Below are 21,488 nucleotides of genomic sequence, written 5' to 3'. Positions count from 1 at the left end.
GGTTTTGTTTTTTAAAACTATTTGATATTATATTAGTTAGATTCCAAAATATCCAGAAGATCTTGTTTTGAAAGTCCCTGAAATTTTGTTCCATCAGTTTTAAGAAGGTTTTGAGCCAGCAATTTCTTCTTTTTCTGGAGGGTAAGGATCTTTTCTTCCACCGTATTGGAACAGATCATTCGGACTGCGATTACATTTTTAGTCTGTCCTATACGATAACTTCGATCGATAGCCTGATTTTCAGTAGCAGGATTCCACCATGGATCGATCAGGTAGATATAATCGGCTTGGGTGAGATTAAGTCCTACACCGCCAGCTTTTAAGCTTATTAAAAACACGCGGATGTCTTCATTTTCCTGAAAATTAGCCACTTTCTTACCTCTGTCTTTGGTTTGTCCGGTAAGGTATTCGAAAGGAATTCCGTGACGTTCTAATTCCGGTTTTAATAAATCAAGCATTCCGACAAATTGTGAGAATATCAGGATTTTATGGTCTTTTGATTTTCCAAGGATTTGTTCCATCAAAATTTCAATTTTTACAGCATGTTCACCGGAATAGCCCTCTTTAATCAATACGGGAGAATTACAGATCTGTCTGAGCCTTGTAAGGCCTGTAAGAACGTGTATGCTATTTTTATTGAGATCATCGTCATCATTGGCTGCAATAAATTCACGAAGTTCTTTCTCGTAGGCATCGTAAATCCTGCGCTGTTCAGCATTCATTTCGCAATAAATAACAGTTTCCGTTTTTTCAGGAAGTTCTTTAGCAACCTGTTTTTTGGTTCTGCGAAGAATAAAAGGTTTTATTTTCTGCTGAAGCTCCATCGCTCGTTTACTGAACTCAAATTTATCAATGGGAATGGCATAAATATCTTTGAAATACTGTTTACTACCCAATAATCCCGGACAAGCAAAGGAAAGCTGGCTATAAAGATCAAAAGTGCTGTTTTCGATAGGAGTACCCGTTAATACAATCCTGTTTCTGGACTGTAAAAGTCTTGCCGCTTTATATCTTTCGGAGTTGGGATTTTTAATGGTTTGAGACTCATCAAGGAAAACATAATTGAAGGTGAAGGTTTTCAAAAACCGAATATCTGAAAGCAACATTCCATAACTGGTTAAGATCACTTCATAATCTGGAAAATGAGCTGTTGTTTTTTGTCGATCGGAGCCATAATGTACCAAAACTTTTATGGAAGGAGCAAATTTGCTGATCTCTTCTTGCCAGTTGAAAAGCAAGGAAGTAGGAAGTACGATAAGATTGGTTGTGTGTCCTCTTTTTTCCCTTTGGGAAAGGATAAATGCAATGATCTGAAGGGTTTTTCCCAATCCCATATCATCAGCGAGGCATCCTCCGAAGTTAAAGTCATCAAGAAAATTAAGCCAGTTTAATCCATCATGCTGATAATCTCTTAATTCAGCATGTAATTCAGCCGGAATTTTGACCTGTGGAATATTTTTGACGGTTGAAAATTGAGTGGAATAAGTAGTAAGCTCATCCTGAACCTCAGTACTCAATACTTCTTTTTCAAAAAGGGATGAGACTTCTGTAAAATTGATTTTCGGAATTTTTAGCAGTTCTTCATCAATTTCTCCGGCTTGAAAATAGGCTGCGATCTTATCCATCCATTCTTCAGGAAGAATTCCCATACTGCCATCATCCAGCTGTACAAACTTACTTTTATTACGAATGGTTCTGTGCAGCTGTTTCAAAGTGGCTTCTTTCTGACCAAAGCCTACCTTTAGTTTAGCATTAAACCAATCCAATCCGCTGGTGATCTGAATATTGATTTTGGCACGGTGCGGATTCAGCTTATTGTTTTTTAATTCATTAAAACCTAAAATAATGACTCCTTCATTTCGCCATGCTTCAAACGCATTTAAAAACCAATTGTCGTCCAGGAATTTATCTCTGTGCAGATAGAAATACTGATAACCATCCATCTGTTCTTCAAAGTCAGGATGCTGTTGCATCACTAGGGAAGTAAAGCGTGCCTCTGCTGCATCATTTCTTTCTATTTTGAATGGATTTCCATTCTGATCAGTATCAAAAATCTGCTTTCTGGAATACACAGGAACTTCTACCTGTCCATACTTCATAACAGGAGTGATTCCGATATAATTTTCCTGCTGTCGAAGATAAATGACCTTTTCTATTTGAAATTTCTTTTCTTCAAGTTGTACTTTCGTTGCTTCTTGTATGTATCTATAATTTATGTGGATACGTTCTTCTAATATAGAGAGTATCTGCTTCATGAAGCCTTCATATTTTGAAGAATGAATCAGCAAAATCTCATTATTAGCCTTGAAAAACCTGATGATTCTAAGCATGTCAGGGTGGTCTACGAGACTGAATATGTTGTTGTTATATACAAAATATTCATTTCTGATGATCACATTTTTAAAAGGAATAGAAGAATCATTAAATAGTAATTCTCCTGTGATTTCATAAAATGGATCTTTCTTAAATACAGAGAGTTGAACCTCCGCATCTAAAGTGTTAAGTGTAACGGCAATCAGGGACTTTGAAGAGATGGTTTCAGTGATTTCACGGTCATGATAGTAGACATCCAGATCCAATGGATTTTTTACAATAAGCTTTAAAGCTTCCCATTCAGCAGAATTATAATCTTCATTATAGTTATTCTGAAAAGTAGAAATGGCGGTATAAAATTTTATATCCAGAGGTTTCTCAGCTTTCCATATCAGTTGCATGGCATCTACAGAAGTGACAGGGTTTTTAATTTTCCCAGCCTGTGTAATTTCTGCTTCCATCAGGGAAAATATCAAATGATTATAATAACGGTGCTTTCCGATAACCAATATTTGCTTTTTGCCTGTTTCCATTGCTGCCAATTCATCCAACTTAGAAGGAAGCTGAGGGAGAAGATCCTTTTGAAACATCTGCTCATCCATGGGAAACATTTCCTTGATCTTAGGTGATATTTCAAGCTTTCCGTCATTTAGCTCCATTTGGAAATACTGATCCAACTCCGGTTCGTTTTCCAAACCATAGCTTTTAGCCTTAGCAGCTAATGCTTTTTTACGGAGGATATCGTCAAAGAAGATCCGGTAATTTTTCTCTTCCAGAATACAATGGATGATTTCTGTCTGGTGAGCACAAAGTTGTGCCTTAGCATTATCACAGGTACAACTGCAAAGCAGTGAATTTCCGATTAAGCTTATGGTCACCATGGGAAAGTCCTGCAAAGAAGACTTTTTGGTAAAGATTCCGGTGTAATTTTCAATGGCAACGGGATAAATATCCTGAAAATCAGTGATTCCAATAAATGAGCTTTCTGCAGTATGCTTTAGAAGGTCATATACAGAAAGTGTACTGATATTGATGTTTTCAAGAATATATTCTGCCATAAAAATTGATCATACAAACTTACAAAAAAACAAGAATGATTAAAGAGGTAGGTTTAGAAATACTTTTTATGAAATAAGGTGCTAGACCTAAGTTGCATGTATTAAGTCCATTTTGGCTACAGCTTAGCCCGTTTTGGCAACTCTTATCTTTGTGATGATGCTGAACTTTGTCCTGTAATTTTAAACAAGAAAAAATGAAAACAATTTTTATAACAGGGGCTTCTACAGGATTAGGGAAAGCCACTGCACAATTATTTCAACAAAAAGGATGGAAGGTAATTGCTACTATGAGAAATACTGAAGCTGGCTCAGACCTTGCGTCTCTGGATCATATAACGGTACTTCCTTTGGATGTGACCCATCCGGAACAAATACATGCTGCTGTAAAGCAGACTTTGGAACTGGGAGATGTGGATGTCGTTTTTAATAATGCAGGGTATGGCCTTATGGGGCCTTTGGAGGCATTGAGTGATGAACAGATTGTAAGACAAATGAACACGAATCTATTAGGGACTATTCGTGTTACCCAGGCATTCACCCCTTATTTTAGAGAAAAAAAGAATGGGATCTTTATTTCTACAACGTCTATTGGAGGATTGATGACTTTCCCACTGAATTCAATTTATCATGCTACCAAATGGGCTCTGGAGGGCTGGAGCGAAAGTATGGCTTTTGAATTGAATTCTTTCGGAATTGATATTAAAACGGTTTCTCCCGGAGGAATCAAGACTGATTTTGTAAGCCGTTCTTTGGATTCTGCTTCAAGCCCTGCCTACGAAGACATAATAAACGCTCTGTATTCCAAAATGGAAGGAATGATGGAAGCAGCTTCTACACCTGAACAGATTGCAGAAGTGGTATACGAGGCTGCAACGGATGGTAAAAAGCAGTTAAGATATGTGGCAGGTGAGGATGCCAAAGCCCTATATACACAACGTCTGGAAATAGGAGCTGAAGCATTCAGAGAGCAATTAGGGAAGCAGTTTTTTAACTGATTAGAAAACAGTAGGATTGCTGTTTTTTTAATCCTATAATTTGTAAATTTATATCATGGAAAAGAAAGATCATACCCCTCAGAAAATTTCATCCATTTCGGAATTGCACAATCTTTTGCAGCTTCCTAAGCCACTGCATCCGCTGGTAAGCCTTGTGGATAATACAAAGATGACCATCAATAAGGAAATGCTGAGCAGAAGTTTTATTTTAAATTTTTATAAAATATCTTACAAGTATTCCACGATAGGAAAGATGGGATATGGACAAGGATATTACGATTTCAATGAAGGTGGGATGATGTTTACAGCTCCCGGACAGGTTCTTTCAACGGATGAAAATGCTGAATATTGTGGGTACACATTATTGATACATCCGGATTTTTTGAGAAGCTATCCTTTGGCAAAGAATATTAAAAGCTTCGGATTCTTTTCATATGATACGAATGAAGCACTGCATCTGTCTGATCAGGAAAAAAATACCATCACAGGATTGCTGGATAGTATTGGAAATGAACTTAATACAGCTATTGATGAAGTGAGCCAGGATGTTGTGGTTTCTTATATTGAAGTACTTCTGAATTATAGCAATCGTTTTTATAAAAGACAGTTTATTACGAGGAAGGCTGTTAATAATGATTTGTTGACTAAATTGGATCTGATACTGGAAACTTATTTTAATCAGGAAAAGACATTAACTCAAGGGCTACCTTCTGTAGAGTTTCTGGCTTCAGAATTGAATCTGTCACCGCATTACCTCAGCGATATGCTAAGAAATCTTACAGGACAGAATGCCCAACAACATATTCATGAAAAACTGATTGAAAAAGCCAAAGAATATCTTACTACAACCAGTTTTTCTGTATCGGAAGTAGCCTATGCATTAGGATTTGAACATCCACAGTCTTTTAATAAATTATTTAAAAAGAAAACGGATCAGACACCTTTAAGCTACAGACAGTTATTTAATTAAGTATAACTATGCCCAGCCAAAACGGCTGGGTATTTTGTTGAGTGCAGTTGATAGAACGAATATAGCTTTGGGTAGATAAAAATGTTTTGTAAGAAATAATGAGTGTTATATTCATTATGAAAATCATTAAACAACCAATCTTAAATCAAAATATCATGAAAAAATTAAACTTTGTTTTATTCTTAACTGCCGGAATAATGTCCTATGCACAGCCATCAATAACAAAAGCCGGAGTTGATCGTGTTAACAGTACTATTAATCTGAAGTCTGAAGATGTAACAGCAACTTCCATTACAGCAGGCTCTGCCGGGGCTAATATTACCTGGGATTTTTCAGCGTATACAGGAACTAATCCTGTTTCATTTGTGAGTCGGATATGCCCTGGGCAAACTAATTGTTTCCGGTTTCCGGGAGCAAACAGAATTTCAATCATGACAAATGTAGATACAAACGATTTTAGCTCCATGACAGATACTGAGACAACGATGTTGGGATCTTATTCGGGACCTGCGTTAGGAGATGTTACGGTTACTTATGTTAATCCTTTAACTGAGTATAAATTTCCAATTACTTATCTGCAGCAGTTTGATGATACTTATGAATTTAACAGTGTTTCCGCTTCTATTGGAAATGTAAATGAAACAGGGCAGGTGAGTGTAAGTGTTGATGCTTATGGCACAGTGATTACTCCAAAAGGAACGTATCCCAATGTTTTGAGAATAAAAAGAATGAGAACGGCTACACAGCTTATTGCCAGTTCACCTGTACCTCTTACTGCGACCTATACTAATGAATCTTATCAATGGGTAAGCCAGACTGACGGAATGGTCTTTAGTTTTGCTATCAATACTTTTGTTCTGAATGGAATCACAAATGTTTCTAAATCAGTATCTTATGTTGATTCTGCAGTGCTGTCAACTGTTGATCTGAACAGTAAAAAAACTGAAATAAAGATATATCCTAATCCAAGCTCTGATTATATCACCATAACTTCCAAAGAAGATATTAAAAAGGTTATGATCAATTCTTTGGATGGTAAGACTGTTTTAACTACCGGAAACTCTAGAAATATTAATGTTTCAAAACTTTCTAAAGGGGTTTATATCCTTCAGGGAGAATTAAAGAATGGAACTGTTATTTCCAAGAAAATAATTAAGAAATAAAGTAATTGTTGATATGTAATCAGGCGTGAAAACTTTTGTGTTTTACGCCTGATCTTTATATTTTTTAGCTTTTCAGGGAAGTTTCCTTTTCTCTGATCAGCGTTTCAATTTTTTGTCTTGCTGCATCCTGTTCATCATCTTTATCTGTAGCAGCGTATAATTCTTCAAAATGTTCTTTTTCTAAAGGAATCAATTCAACATTGGATCCTTCTAAAGTGGTTGGATGTAATATCCATTTCTCCTTCATGTCATATTTTTTAATTATAGATGAATAAAACCTATTGGCTGATATTTTCTATAGAATCAATTTGCCACTGTTCATGATTGTTTTTGCTAAGGATGTATTGATAAGTCATTCCAGAATTTTTCAAATGAAACTCTACATTGCATAATTGAGGGTTGATCTGTTTTATAGTGAATTTTATAGCTTTTATGTCTTGTAAATCAGATTGATAATCATCCTGAGTTTTGAAAAAGTAATCATAATCAAAACCGTGTGGAGGTCCATCATTGGCTGGGTTTTTCTTGAAATATTCATTGCCTTCCACATAATTTTGCTGGTAAGCGGAGAGAAACTTTTCTGATAAAAAATTACTGTTTTTGAGGAAAGCCATTTCTTTATCCACTTGATCAAAGTCGATTTCATAGTTGGCAGCAGGCTTGTTTTCATCCTGAGGTCCTCCTTTTATAGTGTTGAAGTGGAAAAGATTGTCTTCATTATCTCTGTACCAGGTTACAAATGATTTTACCGTTTCAATAGCAGAGTTATCCTGAAGTTCTGATGTTGAATTTTCAGTAATTTTTTGTTTTATAGTATCTGGTACAGCTTGTGGCTTCTGAATGTCTTCTTTTTTGCAATGAATAAACAGCAGACACGCTGCAGAAAGTAACAATGGTTTTCCCGGCATAATTCGTTTTCTTTTTTGTGGCTCTAAATTACAAAATACTGAAATGTTTTGTACATGATGTACTTTAGAAAAGAGTTTTTTATATGCACGAACTTTTGTAGAGTGATGCAATACTATAACTCCCTTATCTTTTAATTCTGTAATTTTCTCTGTAGGTATTGGCTGTAATACCTGTACAACGTCTAAAGTATCGGCAAAATAGTGAAGAATCTACAAATTGTAATTGATTGCTGATTTCCTTAATGGATAATGAAGTCGTTTTAAGAAGTTCTTCAGCCTGTTTGATGACTCTATAGCTTATCCATTGCTTGATAGGCTTTCCGGTTTCCTTTTTTATCAGGCTGCTTAAATACTGTGGCGAAAGATGCAATTGATCAGAATAAAATAAGACACTCCGTTCCAAATGCCCATGTTTATTCAATAATTCAAAAAAGTGATCAATAATAGCCTGACTTCTGGTTTGTAAAAGGCTATTGTTTTTGATTACCGGTAAATAAAGCTTTGAGATTAGTTCCAGAAGAGCATAGAGTAGATATTGTACCGATTCCAGTGTGCTTTCTTCCTTTGTCTTGGAGTTGTATTCCTGAATGAGCTTTACTGTTGACCAGATGAGCTTGCTTGCTGAAGATTCTGTTTGTATCACAGGATTGAATTTGATTTCATCACTGGCCAGTAGAACAGTCAGAAAACTATAGGTACTAATGAAATCCAGAGAGATAAAAAATACGGATAGCTCAAGGTCATTGCTGCCGGAAAGATCTCCCAGATCAGTATCAGGTAATAACATGATGATGGAATTAGCTTGTATGTGAAAAGATAAGGTATTGATTTGAAGATCTAGTGTACCATTTGATACAAAACAAAGCAACAGTTTATTCAGATTTCCTGCTTTTCTGTGAAATTCAGAGAGGTTGTTTATGCTATATTTTTCAATACATAATCCTTCAAAATTGGGTTTGATCTCTATCATTATACAGTTGGATGACTTCTTAGAATGGTTAATAATTTTATCAATGGTATTCCGGTGATCAAATGTAAGCAGTTAATTTTTCTTTTTAGAAGCATTGTTTAAAATGGAATATAAAATATCAAAAATGGAATGTATTTTATTGGAAGAGTGTTACTAACTTCGCAAACGGAAATTTTAATCAAACACTGTTACAATGCACGATAGAGAATCATTCAATGCGAAAATGCCTACGGCCTGTTTTTTACTTTTCTTTGCCCACGGCCTTGTTTTTTCGTCATGGGCCAGCCGCATTCCCATTATTAAGGAGGCACTTTCTATTAATGAGGCACAACTGGGGACACTTTTGCTCCTAATGCCAATAGGTCAGCTTTCTACAATGATGTTATCCGGAAAATTAATCAGTAAATACGGAAGCAGCAGAGTTATTAAAACCTGTTTTTTGATTTATCCGGTATGTCTTTTATTAATCGGTCTTTCACCCTCTTATTGGATTCTGGCGGTGGTGTTATTTTTCTTTGGTGTCAGCGGAAATTTATGCAATATAGCAATCAATACCCAGGCTATTGAAATAGAATCTATTACAAAAAGAACACTATTGTCTTCGTATCATGGGGCATGGTGTTTTGCTGGGCTGGTTGGAGCGTTATTAGGATTACTTGCTATTAATCTGCATATAGAAACATTTCATCATTTTGTACTGACTTTTATTTTGGTGTTTTTACTCTGGCTGTATAGCAAAAATAATCTTACGAATATTATCCATAAAGCTGAACCGCAAACACAATCTATTTTTAAATCTGTGAATCCTACACTGGTAGGATTGGGGATCATTGGTTTTTTAAGTATGGCCATTGAAGGAGCTATGTTTGACTGGAGCGGGGTTTATTTTCAAACTATTGTAAAAGCGCCGGAAAATCTTGTTATATTGGGATATACAAGCTTTATCTTAATGATGACTTTAGGGAGGTTCGTTGGAAATAAAATCATTGAGAAACTGGGAAAAAGAACTGTATTGCAGTTTTGTGGAGTCCTGATGAGTATCGGTCTTTTCCTGAGTGTTTTCTTTCCCGAGCTATGGATCTGTATCATTGCATTTATGATTATCGGACTTGGAGCCTCTCTAAGTGTACCATCAGTTTATAGTACCATTGGAAAAGTAAACACGGTAGCACCAAGTATAGCCTTATCTTTTGTATCCAGTATTTCATTTTTGGGATTTCTGATTGGCCCCCCTTTGATTGGATATATTGCAGAAGGTTTTGATCTCAGGTATTCTTATGGGCTTTTTGCCTGCTTTGGAATTCTATTGAGTATTATGGCTGGAAAGATGGAAGTATTCAGAAATGATAAATAATCGATATTAAAAATAAAACGGACTGTTGGGGAAAGCAGTCCGTTTGTTATTTATATCCAGTTTTCTACAAGATGAAACCATAAGGTTTTTTCTTCATTGAAAAGAAATACGGCTGAGGCTGTTCGTACGTTTGCTATTCCTTCTGTCGTCTGAATTTCGGTATAAGTAGCCAGCGCATGGTGCTCGGTTTGATGGATTTCTATGTCTTGAATCTGTACCTTTCGATCCGGGAATTTTCCAAAAACAGTGGGTAGCCAATCTGAAAACAGGGTTAATGTAATCTGATTTCCGTCACCATTAATCATTTTAAAGTCCGGAGAGAACCCTGAAAGTATTTTTCTGAATAGTAGATCCTGATCCGTTGTATTCCCTTGGAACCAGTTTTCAATATTTTCACAGAAGTCTTTTAATTCGTTGTTAATTTTTTCTTTGTTGTTCATCGATTTAAATTTATAATTTTTTTGTTGTTAATAAAATCAGACAGTAATATACTTCCGTAATCTGCCATTAACCATTATTCCAATTATCTGAATAGCGCCAATCATACCAATGGCTATTGCAAATGCCTCTGGAAATCCTAAGATCTCAATCAGATTAAAAAATAAGGTTCCAATTACAGCTCCTCCCAATACACTCCCAACCTGAATTCCGATACTTACCAATCCTGAGGCTTGGCCAGCTTTATCTTTAGTTGTAAATGTAATAGCAGTCCGCATCATGACCGGCATAATAGTACCATGGCCTAGCCCTGCCATAAATAAAGCAATATGAGTAATGAGTGAAGGTTTCTGCTGGAAATAAAAACACAATGCACTGAAAATAAATCCTCCCATTAATAATCCCAGACCAATGTAAATCATTGTATAGGATGCCATTTTGATTTTAGATACTAACAAAGGTGCTATAAAAAAGGCAATCCCATAAGGTACAATGGCTAATCCTGTCTGCATAGAATTTTGATGTAAGAACTCTTGTAGATAATAAGGGTAACAAATAAACAAGCCTGAAGTGAAATTGTAAAAAAAGAGAATCAAAAGACTCAATGCAAAAGGCTTATGCTGGAGTAACGTGGGGTCTACAAGTACAGGACGGTTATTCTTTAGGCGATATTTTTCGTATCTAATGAAAATGACTAATAAAGATACTCCTGATATCATGATCATAAAAATCCACCATGCCCATTGATATTTCTGTCCAAAAATAAGCGGGCAGATCAACATAAGTAAGGCGATGATCAACAATAAAGCTCCTTTAAAATCAATACCTGAATTGGATTCTTGATGGTTATTGTCCATCGTAAAATGAATTCCCACAATGCATATAATGGTAATGGGAACATTCACAAGGAATACAAGTTCCCAGGTGAAATTTCCCCAATGCATGCTGAGGAGAAGGCCACCAAGTAATTGCCCAATAACAGAGGCTAACCCAAATACTGAACTAAAGAGACTTACTGCTTTAGGTTGTTCCTTACTGCTGAATAAAACTTTTATAGAAGCTAAAACCTGTGGGGCAAGTAATGAGGCTCCAACCCCTTGAAATAATCTGGCGATAATCAGCCATGTTACGGTTGGAGAAAAAGCGCAGGCCAAGGAAGACAACAAAAAGATATACAATCCCCACGTGAAAATTTTCTTGCGTCCATAGAGATCTCCCAGCCGGCCACCACAGATTACCAACGCTCCATAAGTAAGTCCGTAAATAGCAATGACCAATTGCAGTTGGTGATCACTGGCTTTAAAAGCATTTTTTATAGAAGGTAATGCCATATTCACAATAAAATAGTCCAATGGTGAAAGAAAAGCACCAGCAATCAGGAAATTGAGTGCCTGCCATCGTTTCGGAAAGGTATTCATATTTTTTTATGCAAAAATAACCTCCTTGTGTTCTGGTAAAATTGTACTTTTGGAGGAAAATATAGTGCGCACTCATGAAAGGACTCCATCTTGAAGGAATTAAAGTGAAAGAAATAAAGCTTAACGGAGAGACTATTTTAAAAACCTCCACTTTTATTTCATTTGTTTATATTGTAAAGGGAAAAGGAAATCTGCTGTATGATGAGCGTTATATTAATTTTACAGAAGGGAAACTTTTTATTATCCCTCAACAGGAATCCTATCATTTTGAAGGGGAAAATGCTGATCTGATTACCATTGAATGTCCTATTGAGTTTATTGACAAGATCCGTCTGGAAGCCGACCGCATTGAAAGTTGTGAAAACCTTTATAAGCTTCAATACATCAGCAATAACTATCACGCCCGTGCCGGATGTGTATTCCGTAATAAAAATGATGAAGATTTTGCGAAAACCCTTATCCGGCAGATTGCAAATGAATTTAGAAATAAAGTAGAAGATTATCTGATCATCCGTAATTGTATCTCAATTTTACTTAATCTTATTGCCCGGAATATTATTCAAAGTGAAACATCCGATCTGCAGGAAAATAGAAAGGCTTTTTCCATCATGAAGATCATTACCTATATTCAAAAACATATAAAAGATAGGGAAAAGACGACTATACAAGCTATTGCAGAACATTTTGGGATTTCAGGAAATTACTTTGGAGAGTATTTTAAACAACAAACCGGGGTTTCTTATCAAGATTATCTATTGGATTACCGATTAAAATTAGTAGAAACATATCTTAAATACAGCAGCATAAGACTGAGTGAGATTGCTTATGAATTGCAGTTCAGTGATGAGAGCCATCTTTCCAAACTTTTTAAAAAATACAAAGGTATCACTCCGGGTGAGTATCGGAAGAACAATAAGTAAAAAGGCAGTAGCAGGGCTTTTCTTATTTTTTGTAAACACTTGATTTATTAGAATTTAAAATTTTTCTAAAAATTAACATAGTTGACTATATAGTTGACTATGTATTTGTATATATTTACATCAAAATTTTTTCAAATGGATTTTGACTTTATTAAAGAATTGGGCTATAAAGCATTAGACAGCAGATTAAAAAGAATAAGTGACCGGATGGCTCATGATGTAAGGAAGTTTTACAAGGAGTTTGGAATTGATGTGGAACCTAACTGGTATCTTGTTTTTATGCTCTTACAGCAAAGAGGAGAGATCTCGATTACGGATATTGCTGAACCATTGGGATATTCTCATCCATCTGTGGTAATTATTGTAAAGAAAATGACAGAAAAAGGGTATCTGGTCATTAAGAAAGACAATACTGATAAAAGGAAGCAGATGATTTCACTATCGCCTAAAGCTATTGAAATGCTTCCTCAATTGGAGCAAATCTGGGATAGTTGCGAGAAATCTATTTTAAAATTACTATCAGAGGATTTATCTATTTTCTCTTATCTGGATGCTATAGACCAAGAATTGAAAGAGGAATCTTTCCACAATCGATTTAAAAAAGAATACTTAAAATCTATACAACCATGAAAACACTTTTTCTTATGACCGCAATGCTTTTTTCTAACCTTATGATTTCAGCTACTGAAACTAAAGTAATGATAAGAGCGAAAGCAAAAGATGCTAAATTTATTGGGAGTTCACTGGGTGGGGCTCATATTATTGTCAGGAATAAATTAAACCAAAAGATTTTAGCGGAAGGGAATACTACCGGAAGTACCGGAAACACTGATTTGATTATGAAAACACCTAAAGTAAGAGGGAACTCAATTACTGATGATCAAACAGGAGGATTTGTAGCAGCAGTTGATATTGAGGAACCTACATTTGTTACCATAGAAGTTATTTCCCCTTTAAACAGTAGACAGGCACAAGCCGTTGTAAGTACAGAACTGTGGTTGATTCCTGGAAAAAATATACTAGGTGAAGGCATTATTCTTGAAATTCCAGGGTATATTATAGATATTTTAAAACCCAGAACCCATCAGTATATTGCACTGAATACAATTAAAGATAAACCCTTTTTATTTCAGGCCAATATCGTTATGATGTGCGGATGTGTGATTGAAAAGGGTGGAGTATGGAATTCTGATGAGATGGAAGTAAAAGGAATCCTTAAGAAAGACGGTAAATTGGTGAAAAATATTGATATGTCATGGGTCTCTATCAATCTATTTGAAGGAAATCATCTGATTAATACACCAGGGAATTATGAGCTTACCTTATATGCTTACCATGCGAAAACAGGAAATACGGGAGTGGATAAAGTAAACTATGTTGTTTTTGAATAAGAAAATTATACTCTTATCATGTATAAAAGCCATTATTTATAGCCGGATTAGTATAAAAAATATTCTTATTTTTATCGGGCTCATGAAATAATTCTTTTGAAGGTAATCCTTTTTTAATTTAGCAGCGAAATATTTCCCTATTTAAAAAATGAAATAAGCAGAACCGTTTTCCTTGATGTGCTTGTATACATTTTGGAATTGACCTTCATTTTGGGATTATTATGTAAAATAAACGTATGAAAAATATATTGTATTAGGGTTGATGCTGCCTTTGTCGGCTTATGCTGAGAAGAAAATTGAATCTATTATACCTCACCAGAATATTCCAGCAGCCGTTAAGGATATTAGATCTTTTGAGAATGAATCTCGTTATGGTGTTTATATCCATAGTACGAACTGTTCTTTTGAAATTTTAATTAATGATATTCCTGTTATAAAATACAGTGATACTTCGGGGAGTGGTTTGGCTGGTTCTTATTTTCCGCTGAATGAAGGAATTAATAATAAAGGCACTCAAAGAGTTACCATAAAAATGACTCCAGGATTTAATAAGGAGCAAAATGCTTTAAATACGCAGTTTTCTCCCGATTCAGGAATAAAGATGAAGATTGTAAAATCACTGAAAAATAAGACCGGCAGTTTAGAAGAAAATGATGTACAAAGCTATTCAACTTTTAAAAAGAAAATGGGATCTGATAATACATTTGAAGGCTCATTTACTTTCTTTGCTGATATTCCTTACCATATAGAAACGCTGGAAAATGCTGAGGTTTGCAAACTACCGATCAAGATAAGCTACAAGCTATTGAACAGGAAGTTGTTGCTAAATATAATAAGATAAGAAGTATTTATACAAACGGTTCCTGGAGTGCATTAGCCAATATTTATTACAATAGAGAAAAAAGAATAGCCAAACAATTGTACTTACTTCCGGATGAAATAAAAGAGAGATGGAATCATGAATATGTATTCAGAACCAATACAGATGTCGCTTTTTTTGATGTAAAGCCTATTGAAAATTATAAAATAACTTTTTATGCAGCGGGCAAAATTGTATGCCTGCAGAGAGTAAATGACGAAAAATCGGCTCTTTGGGGTGATTTTAAAAGAAAAGGAAAGGATAATGTAATGACTACTTACATTACCCTCTATCTTTATCGTCCTAAAGGTACTTCTTCACTGGAGGTATATTGAGACTGATTGATAGTATCCGTAATAGCCAGTTCCTTGATGATATCCAGCCATTCTCTTCTGTCTTTTTCACTTAATTCATATAACGGGCCTATAAAGTTGTTTTCAATAGAGGAAATGCCACAGTATTCCAGAATTCCCTTTTTGAGCTGGATAAGCCCGCTGGATTGATATTCTTCTTCATATACCTTGAGGGATACATCGCCGGCTGTTGTAATGATTCTCGCTGATTTTGCGTTTAATAATCCTTCGCTGCTTCCTTTTTTATTGCTTTTAAAAGTGATTCCCGGAAGAAATGCCCTATCAAAAATCCTTTCATGATAGCAGGCATACCCAGCCACCAAACAGGATGTATCCATACCTGATGGTCGCTCCACTGAATATTTTCCAAGGCTTTTACCAGATCAGGTTCCAGTTCCATCCGTTGACGATATCCGAATTGAAGGTTAGGATTAAAATTCAGTTTTCCAAGAGCAATATATCGTACTTCTGCACCAGAAGCTATGGCGGAGTTAATATAAGAATCTGCTATGGCGGCATTAAAGCTTTCCTGATCCGGATGTCCGTTGATTACGACTATTTTTTTCATAATGATTGAATTAAAATATATTTGAATAATTCGATTTGTCTTTTGTAAAAAGCATCTGATAGAGAACATGAAAAGAAATCAAATGCATGTACAGCACCTTCAATTTCCAAAAGATTAACTGAAACTCCTGCCTTCTGCAATTTTTTTGCATATTCTTTACCTTCATCTTTCAGGGGATCCAGTTCACAAATAATAAGGGTAGCATCAGGAAGATCCCTAAAGTTCTTTTCGTGTAATGGAACAGCATATTGGGGTGGCTGATTTATCTCCTGTTGCAGATAATGCTTCCACATCCACCTGGCGGCATCTTTTGTTTGCATGGGAGTGTTGGCCAGTTCATGCATGGATGAGCTTGTCAGTAAATGATCGGTTGGTGGATATAATAAGTATTGATGCCGGATGTTGATTGCTTTTTTATCCCTTGCATAATGGGTTAATGAAGCCGTAATTGTTGCTCCGGCACTGCTCCCGCCAACAATGATATTATTTTTATTTCCGCTTATCTGTGCTGCAGATTCAGATAACCATAATAAAGCATCATAGCCATCTTTCATGGCAGCCGGGAATGGATGTTCGGGCGCTAACCGATAGTCAACAGAGACCACAACAGCATTAATATCCAAAGCCAATGGAACGAAAATAAAATCATATTGTTCCGGTGTTCCATATATAAATGCACCCCCATGAAAATACAATAATATGGGTAGATTTTCTTTTCCTTTAGGCTGATAAACTCTTAATCGGATACTTCTTTGAACATCGGAAGAGGCAATATAAATATTTTCTACAGAGAGTGATTCAGGAATAGATACTGGTTCTTCTTTTTCCATTACTTTCATTTCTTCTTCTCTGATTCTGTTGGGATTTTCTACTAATAGTTTTTCGTAATCAATCCGACTAAAAGGGCTTTCAATCATGACTCTTAGCAAATCCGGATCTATTCTTTCTTGCATTGTTTTTATTTTGTAGGGCAAAAATAGACTGATAAATAAGGCTAAAACAGGTATATTTCAAGCTTATTTGGGTATCTTTGTAGTATGGCGAGAGAAAATATATACCAGTCCCTTGAAGTTTTTTATGAAAAGATTGATCAATGCCCTTTAAAGGATAGACAGTTTAACTTTTTTGAGTTGGTATATGTCATTTCCGGTATTGGAGATCATATAGTGAATGAAAATAAAATTGCCTTTTCTGCCGGAGACCTGTTTTTGATTACCCCCAATGATTGTCATGGGTTTGATCTGAATGGAATTTGTGAATTTATGGTAGTTCGTTTTGGCGAAAATTACATCAAAGAGTATCAATGGAAGAGTATAGACCATATTGAATGTCTTTTGTATTACGCTTCTCATTTATCAGGATCTGTTCTTGTGAATAATGAAGATAAAAAAATGATCAGCCTGCTGATACAGAATCTAAGACAGGCCATAGAACATGATTCAGTGTATAATGAAGACCTTACGCGCCATTTGGTGAACGCTATTATTGTGATTGCGGCCAGGAATATTGCTGTGATCAAACCGGAGAATATCTCTTCCAATGCTGATGTTCGCATTCTTCAGATTCTGGATTATATTCAGGAACATATACGTGACCCCAAACTGTTAAAGGTAGAAACGATAGCCAATGAGTTTGGATTATCACCAACTTATTTAGGGGGCTATTTCCGTAAACAATGCAACGAGTCTATTCAACACTATATTTCTTCTTATAAAATTCGTTTAATAGAACATAGGTTGCGTTTCAGTGACAAAAGGGTTCATGAAATTGCTGATGAATTTGGATTTGCCGATGAAAGCCATATCAATAAATTTTTCAAAAGACATCAAGGGAAAAGCCTTAAAGCCTATAGACTTGAAGCGGCCAACTGACAAAAAACAGAATTAAATACGATTAAATACTTCCATAATCGCCTCAATAAGTCCTTTTTCTATCTTTGATTCTGATGAGGTATCCTGTACCATTGCCCGCATATTTCCTTCATCATCTCGCTCAAAAACAACTTCATTACCATTCACATCTACATAGAATTTATAACCATAAGTAAAAGTAGCCAGTTTTACATTAAAAAGCTCCTCTTTACCTTTATAGGTTACCGGTAGTTCAAATTCCTCCATTATTTAAGGTTCTATATGTTTAATGGGTACAAAGTTCGGAAAACTCAGGCTAAATTTATCATGTTTATGAGTAAGTAGGGTAGTTGTTTTCACAAGATACTCATTATGAGTAGTATTCTCTTGTGATTTAATCTTGAAGCTTATTTTAAAAATAATAACTACAAAAACGGATGTGTATTGTCTATAAATAGCACTCTTCCTTTGATGGGTTATAATTTTTTTGTAAATTAGCAGTAAGAATGATTTCTAAAATCAACATATTATTTTTCTTCTTCTTTTTTGGCCCCCAAGGGCCAAGATAATTCTATATGTCCGTTGCGTACGGATATTCAAATCAAAATCAGACTTTTACCTATTTTTTAATTATATATCTGCGAAATTACTTTCGTAGATAATCTAATATTATTTTCAAAATGAATAATATATCAAGAACCATCAATGAAAAACGAGGAAGGAAATTACATAATGACTTAAACCATCCTATAAGCCAGTTAAAACAAAAGATACAGCATTTTTTTAAAGATTTTACGATCTTCGACGATTTGAATGAAGTTGTAAGTATTCAGGATAATTTTGATGACCTATTGATTCCTTTGGAGCATCCGGCAAGATCTACGAATGATACCTATTATATTGATGACAAAAATGTACTGAGGACTCAGACATCTGCCCATCAGAATACTCTGTTACGAGCTGGAAACAGGCAATTTATTGTAGTAGGAGATGTTTATCGTAAGGATACTATAGACAAAACCCATTATCCTGTCTTTCATCAAATGGAAGGTGTTAAAATAATGCCCCAAGGTGCAGATGCATTAGCAGATCTAAAACATACCTTAGAAGGCTTGATCCAATATCTGTATCCCGGAAAGGAATATAGATTTTTGGATGATTATTTTCCATTCACAGAACCATCCTTGCAAATAGAAGTGAACCAAAATGGGGAGTGGATGGAAATTCTTGGAGCAGGAGTTATTCACTCTACAATTCTTGAGAACTGTAATATTGAAGGAACAGGTTGGGCGTTTGGGCTAGGACTAGATCGTCTGTTGCTTTCTTATTGCAATATTCCGGATATCCGATATCTCTGGACTCACGATCCTCGCTTCCTTTCCCAATTTAAAAATGGATTGGTGGAGTTCCATGAGTATTCCAAGTATCCTCCTGTTTACAAGGATATATCATTCTGGGTTAACGACTATAAAGATAATTTTGAAGGAATCTGGTCAGATTATAATAACTTTTGCGAAATGGCAAGGGAAGAAGGAGATGACCTGATTGAAGATGTTTGTCTACAGGATAAATTTTCCAAGAATAATCAGACCTCTTTATCCTATAGAATTACCTATCGCTCGAATGAACGAACCTTAAACAATGAAGAAATCAATATCATTCAGAATCGAATGAGAACAGCTTTATCTACTCATTTTGATATTGTTTTAAGATAACCATTCATAACACCCAATCTTTCATCAGGTTGGGTGTTTCATTTTCGATATTGAGTTAGTGTAGCACCAGTTTGCTTTTTGAAATAACAAGCCCTATATGATGAATCTTTGAAATCAAGCTGGTCTGCAATCTCTTTAATGGCTAAATCTATGGTTTGTAAGAATGCTTTTATTTATAGGATTAGCTGACTGCCAATTTAATATATTGTAAAGGGATCTGGAATCAGTAAAAAATTTTGATAGGGGTTGTTCAAATAAAATAATTCATATTACTGTTGAATAATTTTTTATATTTTTTTTAACATGATAATTATTTTTTAGGCACAGATATTGTTTATTTATATACCAATTACTAAAATATTATATTATGAATAATTCAGATTATAACAAAGCGGAAAATGCAGTAGATGAAACAAAAAATTCTTTAAAAAATGCAGCTGATGAGGCAAAGTGGAAGATCAATGATTTGGCCGATAAAGCTAAGGATTATATCAATGAGAAAAGAGATAGTGATCAGGAAGCAACTCAGGAAGACTGGATGGAAAGAGTAAAATCAAACTTTTCTGACGCGTGGGAAGATATTAAGGATAAAGCAGATGAAGCGTGGGAAAAGACCAAAGATGCCGCTGAAGATGTGAAGGCAGAATGGAGAAAGAAAACCAATTAAGTTAGTTTAAAAAAAGACCGGAATTCATGAATTTCGGTCTTTTTTTTATATTATTTAGTTTATTTATATGTTACTTTAAGATATTGGCAAGGCTATAAATTTTTTATTTTCATTTGTGTTTAGTTTTGGTTTTCGTTTTTGCCCTCTGATTTTTATACATAAATCTAATATTATTTTAGTATATTAATATTCTTTTTATTTATTTAATGGTATATTTGTGATTTATTTTAAAATAAAATCACTACTTTTTTAAATAGATAAAATAATGAATAAGGTGAATATTTTTTGGTTCAGAAGAGATCTTAGGTTGGAAGATAATATGGGTCTTTATCATGCCCTTAATTCCGGATTGAAAGTCCTTCCAATTTTTATTTTTGATCAGGAGATCCTGAATCGGCTTCAGAATAAAGATGACAGAAGGGTAGATTATATTCATCAGGCTTTACAACAGATTCACAGCAATTTGAAGGAATATAACAGCGGGCTTCATGTCTACTATGGTACTCCAATGGAAGTTTTTAATACAATAACGGAGGATTTTACAATTGATACTGTCTTTTGCAACAGAGATTATGAACCACAAGCCCTACAACGGGATCGGCAGATCGCAGGCTTTTTGTCGATACGTCATATTATATTCAGAGATTTTAAAGATCAGGTCATATTTGAAAAAAATAATATTTTGAAAAATGATCTTTCTCCCTATACTGTTTTTACCCCATATTCAAAGAAATGGAAGGAAAATTTGGACAGCATAGAAACGGTTACTCCAAACATGGAGAATTTTGCCCACTATAAGGGGTCTTCAGAAATTATTTCACTGAAAGAAATTGGATTTGAGAAAACAGATCTTGACTTTGTAGAACCACAACTTGACAAAGGGATTATAGATTCTTATGGAGATTATAGAGACTTTCCTGCATTGGATCGTACGACTCATCTTGGCATTGCCCTTCGGTTTGGGACGATTTCTATCAGGAAATGTGTGCAATATGCTGTTAAACATAATGAAACCTGGCTTAATGAACTTATTTGGAGAGAGTTTTTCATGCAGATTTTATATCATTTTCCAAGTGTTGTTCATTCTTGCTTTAAAAAGAAATATGAGAATATTATTTGGAGGAACGATGAAAATGAATTTAAAGCATGGTGTGAAGGGAGAACAGGGTATCCAATTGTAGATGCCGGAATGAGACAGCTCAATGAAACTGGATTTATGCACAACAGAGTAAGAATGATTACAGCAAGTTTCCTTACCAAACATTTGCTTATTGATTGGCGGTGGGGAGAAGCCTATTTTGCCGAAAAACTCTTAGACTATGATCTGGCTGCAAATAATGGAAATTGGCAATGGGCTGCAGGATGTGGATGTGATGCGGCACCTTATTTCAGAATATTCAATCCTTATGAACAATCAAAAAAATTTGATAAAGACCTTCAATATATCAGAAAATGGCTTCCTGAAGAATATAAGGAAGAACCTATTGTAGAGCATACAAAAGCTAGAGAAAGGGCGCTGAAAGCTTACAAAGACGGATTGACAGAATAAAAGATCATAACTATTAATAAATAAAATAA

At 35.1% G+C, this 21,488-nt stretch carries 21 protein-coding genes and 1 pseudogene; 13 read left to right on the top strand and 9 right to left on the bottom strand.

From position 1 onward, the window contains the following. Nucleotides 1-32 precede the first annotated feature (32 nt). A complete protein-coding gene (locus QWZ06_RS14615; protein WP_290299073.1) occupies nt 33-3,371 on the bottom strand; it encodes a DEAD/DEAH box helicase in 3,339 nt (1,112 codons plus the stop codon). Between the two features lie 194 nt (nt 3,372-3,565). Here QWZ06_RS14615 and QWZ06_RS14610 point away from each other — a divergent pair, with 194 nt between their 5' ends. The 3 genes from QWZ06_RS14610 to QWZ06_RS14600 all read left to right on the top strand — a co-directional run bounded on the left by QWZ06_RS14610 (nt 3,566) and on the right by QWZ06_RS14600 (nt 6,499). Beyond that, nucleotides 3,566-4,366: an SDR family oxidoreductase gene (locus QWZ06_RS14610; protein WP_290299071.1), complete on the top strand. Its 801-nt coding sequence runs from the start codon at nt 3,566-3,568 to the stop codon at nt 4,364-4,366. A gap of 55 nt (nt 4,367-4,421) precedes the next feature. Further along, entirely contained in the window at nt 4,422-5,336 is a 915-nt protein-coding gene (locus QWZ06_RS14605; RefSeq protein WP_290299069.1) for a helix-turn-helix domain-containing protein, read from the top strand. Nucleotides 5,337-5,491: 155 nt separating this feature from the next. Next, nucleotides 5,492-6,499: a T9SS type A sorting domain-containing protein gene (locus QWZ06_RS14600; protein WP_290299068.1), complete on the top strand. Its 1,008-nt coding sequence runs from the start codon at nt 5,492-5,494 to the stop codon at nt 6,497-6,499. 64 nt (nt 6,500-6,563) lie between these two features. Here QWZ06_RS14600 and QWZ06_RS14595 read toward each other — a convergent pair whose 3' ends face one another. From QWZ06_RS14595 to QWZ06_RS14585, 3 genes are all read right to left on the bottom strand, one after another. Beyond that, complete coding sequence (locus QWZ06_RS14595) at nt 6,564-6,746, bottom strand: hypothetical protein (protein ID WP_290299066.1); 183 nt, start codon at nt 6,744-6,746, stop codon at nt 6,564-6,566. Nucleotides 6,747-6,777: 31 nt separating this feature from the next. Continuing rightward, on the bottom strand, nt 6,778-7,407 hold the full coding sequence (locus QWZ06_RS14590) for a hypothetical protein (protein ID WP_290299063.1): 630 nt from the start codon (nt 7,405-7,407) through the stop codon (nt 6,778-6,780). Between the two features lie 124 nt (nt 7,408-7,531). Further along, entirely contained in the window at nt 7,532-8,377 is an 846-nt protein-coding gene (locus tag QWZ06_RS14585) for a helix-turn-helix domain-containing protein (protein ID WP_290299062.1), read from the bottom strand. 193 nt (nt 8,378-8,570) lie between these two features. On the opposite strand from QWZ06_RS14585, the gene QWZ06_RS14580 reads away from it, so the two are divergent. Continuing rightward, a complete protein-coding gene (locus QWZ06_RS14580; protein ID WP_290299060.1) occupies nt 8,571-9,731 on the top strand; it encodes an MFS transporter in 1,161 nt (386 codons plus the stop codon). A gap of 50 nt (nt 9,732-9,781) precedes the next feature. Here QWZ06_RS14580 and QWZ06_RS14575 read toward each other — a convergent pair whose 3' ends face one another. Then, nucleotides 9,782-10,171 carry a hypothetical protein gene (locus QWZ06_RS14575; RefSeq protein ID WP_290299057.1) on the bottom strand — a complete coding sequence of 130 codons (390 nt, stop codon included), beginning with the start codon at nt 10,169-10,171 and terminating at the stop codon, nt 9,782-9,784. Between the two features lie 36 nt (nt 10,172-10,207). Beyond that, entirely contained in the window at nt 10,208-11,587 is a 1,380-nt protein-coding gene (locus QWZ06_RS14570; RefSeq protein ID WP_290299055.1) for an MFS transporter, read from the bottom strand. 74 nt (nt 11,588-11,661) lie between these two features. Between QWZ06_RS14570 and QWZ06_RS14565 the strand changes: the two genes are divergently transcribed. The 5 genes from QWZ06_RS14565 to QWZ06_RS14545 all read left to right on the top strand — a co-directional run bounded on the left by QWZ06_RS14565 (nt 11,662) and on the right by QWZ06_RS14545 (nt 15,092). Next, a complete protein-coding gene (locus QWZ06_RS14565) occupies nt 11,662-12,507 on the top strand; it encodes an AraC family transcriptional regulator (RefSeq protein ID WP_290299053.1) in 846 nt (281 codons plus the stop codon). A 135-nt stretch (nt 12,508-12,642) separates the two neighbouring features. Beyond that, nucleotides 12,643-13,137 carry a MarR family winged helix-turn-helix transcriptional regulator gene (locus QWZ06_RS14560; RefSeq protein WP_290299052.1) on the top strand — a complete coding sequence of 165 codons (495 nt, stop codon included), beginning with the start codon at nt 12,643-12,645 and terminating at the stop codon, nt 13,135-13,137. Further along, nucleotides 13,134-13,898 (top strand): hypothetical protein, encoded by a 765-nt coding sequence (locus tag QWZ06_RS14555; RefSeq protein WP_290299050.1) that lies wholly within the window; start codon nt 13,134-13,136, stop codon nt 13,896-13,898. Before QWZ06_RS14560 ends, QWZ06_RS14555 begins: the two co-directional genes overlap by 4 nt. Nucleotides 13,899-14,160: 262 nt before the next feature. After that, nucleotides 14,161-14,739 (top strand): hypothetical protein, encoded by a 579-nt coding sequence (locus tag QWZ06_RS14550; protein ID WP_290299048.1) that lies wholly within the window; start codon nt 14,161-14,163, stop codon nt 14,737-14,739. Then, nucleotides 14,670-15,092 carry a hypothetical protein gene (locus tag QWZ06_RS14545; RefSeq protein ID WP_290299047.1) on the top strand — a complete coding sequence of 141 codons (423 nt, stop codon included), beginning with the start codon at nt 14,670-14,672 and terminating at the stop codon, nt 15,090-15,092. Before QWZ06_RS14550 ends, QWZ06_RS14545 begins: the two co-directional genes overlap by 70 nt. Here the strand turns inward: QWZ06_RS14545 and QWZ06_RS14540 are convergent. Together QWZ06_RS14540 and QWZ06_RS14535 are read right to left on the bottom strand one after the other, a co-directional pair. Next, nucleotides 15,053-15,678: pseudogene (locus QWZ06_RS14540) on the bottom strand (NAD(P)H-dependent oxidoreductase). The gene QWZ06_RS14545 and the pseudogene QWZ06_RS14540 sit on opposite strands and share 40 nt — an antisense overlap. Next, complete coding sequence (locus QWZ06_RS14535) at nt 15,675-16,631, bottom strand: alpha/beta hydrolase (protein WP_290299046.1); 957 nt, start codon at nt 16,629-16,631, stop codon at nt 15,675-15,677. Before QWZ06_RS14535 ends, QWZ06_RS14540 begins: the two are co-directional and overlap by 4 nt. Nucleotides 16,632-16,715: 84 nt before the next feature. On the opposite strand from QWZ06_RS14535, the gene QWZ06_RS14530 reads away from it, so the two are divergent. Beyond that, nucleotides 16,716-17,549, top strand: a complete 834-nt coding sequence (locus QWZ06_RS14530; protein WP_290299043.1) for an AraC family transcriptional regulator — start codon at nt 16,716-16,718, stop codon at nt 17,547-17,549. A gap of 12 nt (nt 17,550-17,561) precedes the next feature. Here the strand turns inward: QWZ06_RS14530 and QWZ06_RS14525 are convergent, their stop codons facing one another. Beyond that, the gene (locus tag QWZ06_RS14525) at nt 17,562-17,795 is read right to left on the bottom strand and encodes a hypothetical protein (RefSeq protein ID WP_290299042.1); all 234 of its coding nucleotides are present in this window, start codon (nt 17,793-17,795) and stop codon (nt 17,562-17,564) included. A gap of 413 nt (nt 17,796-18,208) precedes the next feature. Here QWZ06_RS14525 and srmL point away from each other — a divergent pair, with 413 nt between their 5' ends. The 3 genes from srmL (at nt 18,209) to QWZ06_RS14510 (ending at nt 21,459) form a co-directional block, all read left to right on the top strand. Further along, complete coding sequence (gene srmL, locus QWZ06_RS14520; protein WP_290299040.1) at nt 18,209-19,243, top strand: PheS-related mystery ligase SrmL; 1,035 nt, start codon at nt 18,209-18,211, stop codon at nt 19,241-19,243. 367 nt (nt 19,244-19,610) lie between these two features. Further along, complete coding sequence (locus QWZ06_RS14515) at nt 19,611-19,910, top strand: hypothetical protein (RefSeq protein ID WP_290299039.1); 300 nt, start codon at nt 19,611-19,613, stop codon at nt 19,908-19,910. A 265-nt stretch (nt 19,911-20,175) separates the two neighbouring features. Next, nucleotides 20,176-21,459 (top strand): cryptochrome/photolyase family protein, encoded by a 1,284-nt coding sequence (locus QWZ06_RS14510; RefSeq protein ID WP_290299036.1) that lies wholly within the window; start codon nt 20,176-20,178, stop codon nt 21,457-21,459. The last annotated feature ends 29 nt before the right edge of the window (nt 21,460-21,488 follow it).

The sequence above is a fragment of the Chryseobacterium tructae genome (assembly GCF_030409875.1).
Taxonomy (GTDB): domain Bacteria; phylum Bacteroidota; class Bacteroidia; order Flavobacteriales; family Weeksellaceae; genus Chryseobacterium; species Chryseobacterium tructae.
This window is presented reverse-complemented; position numbering and strand designations above follow the sequence as displayed.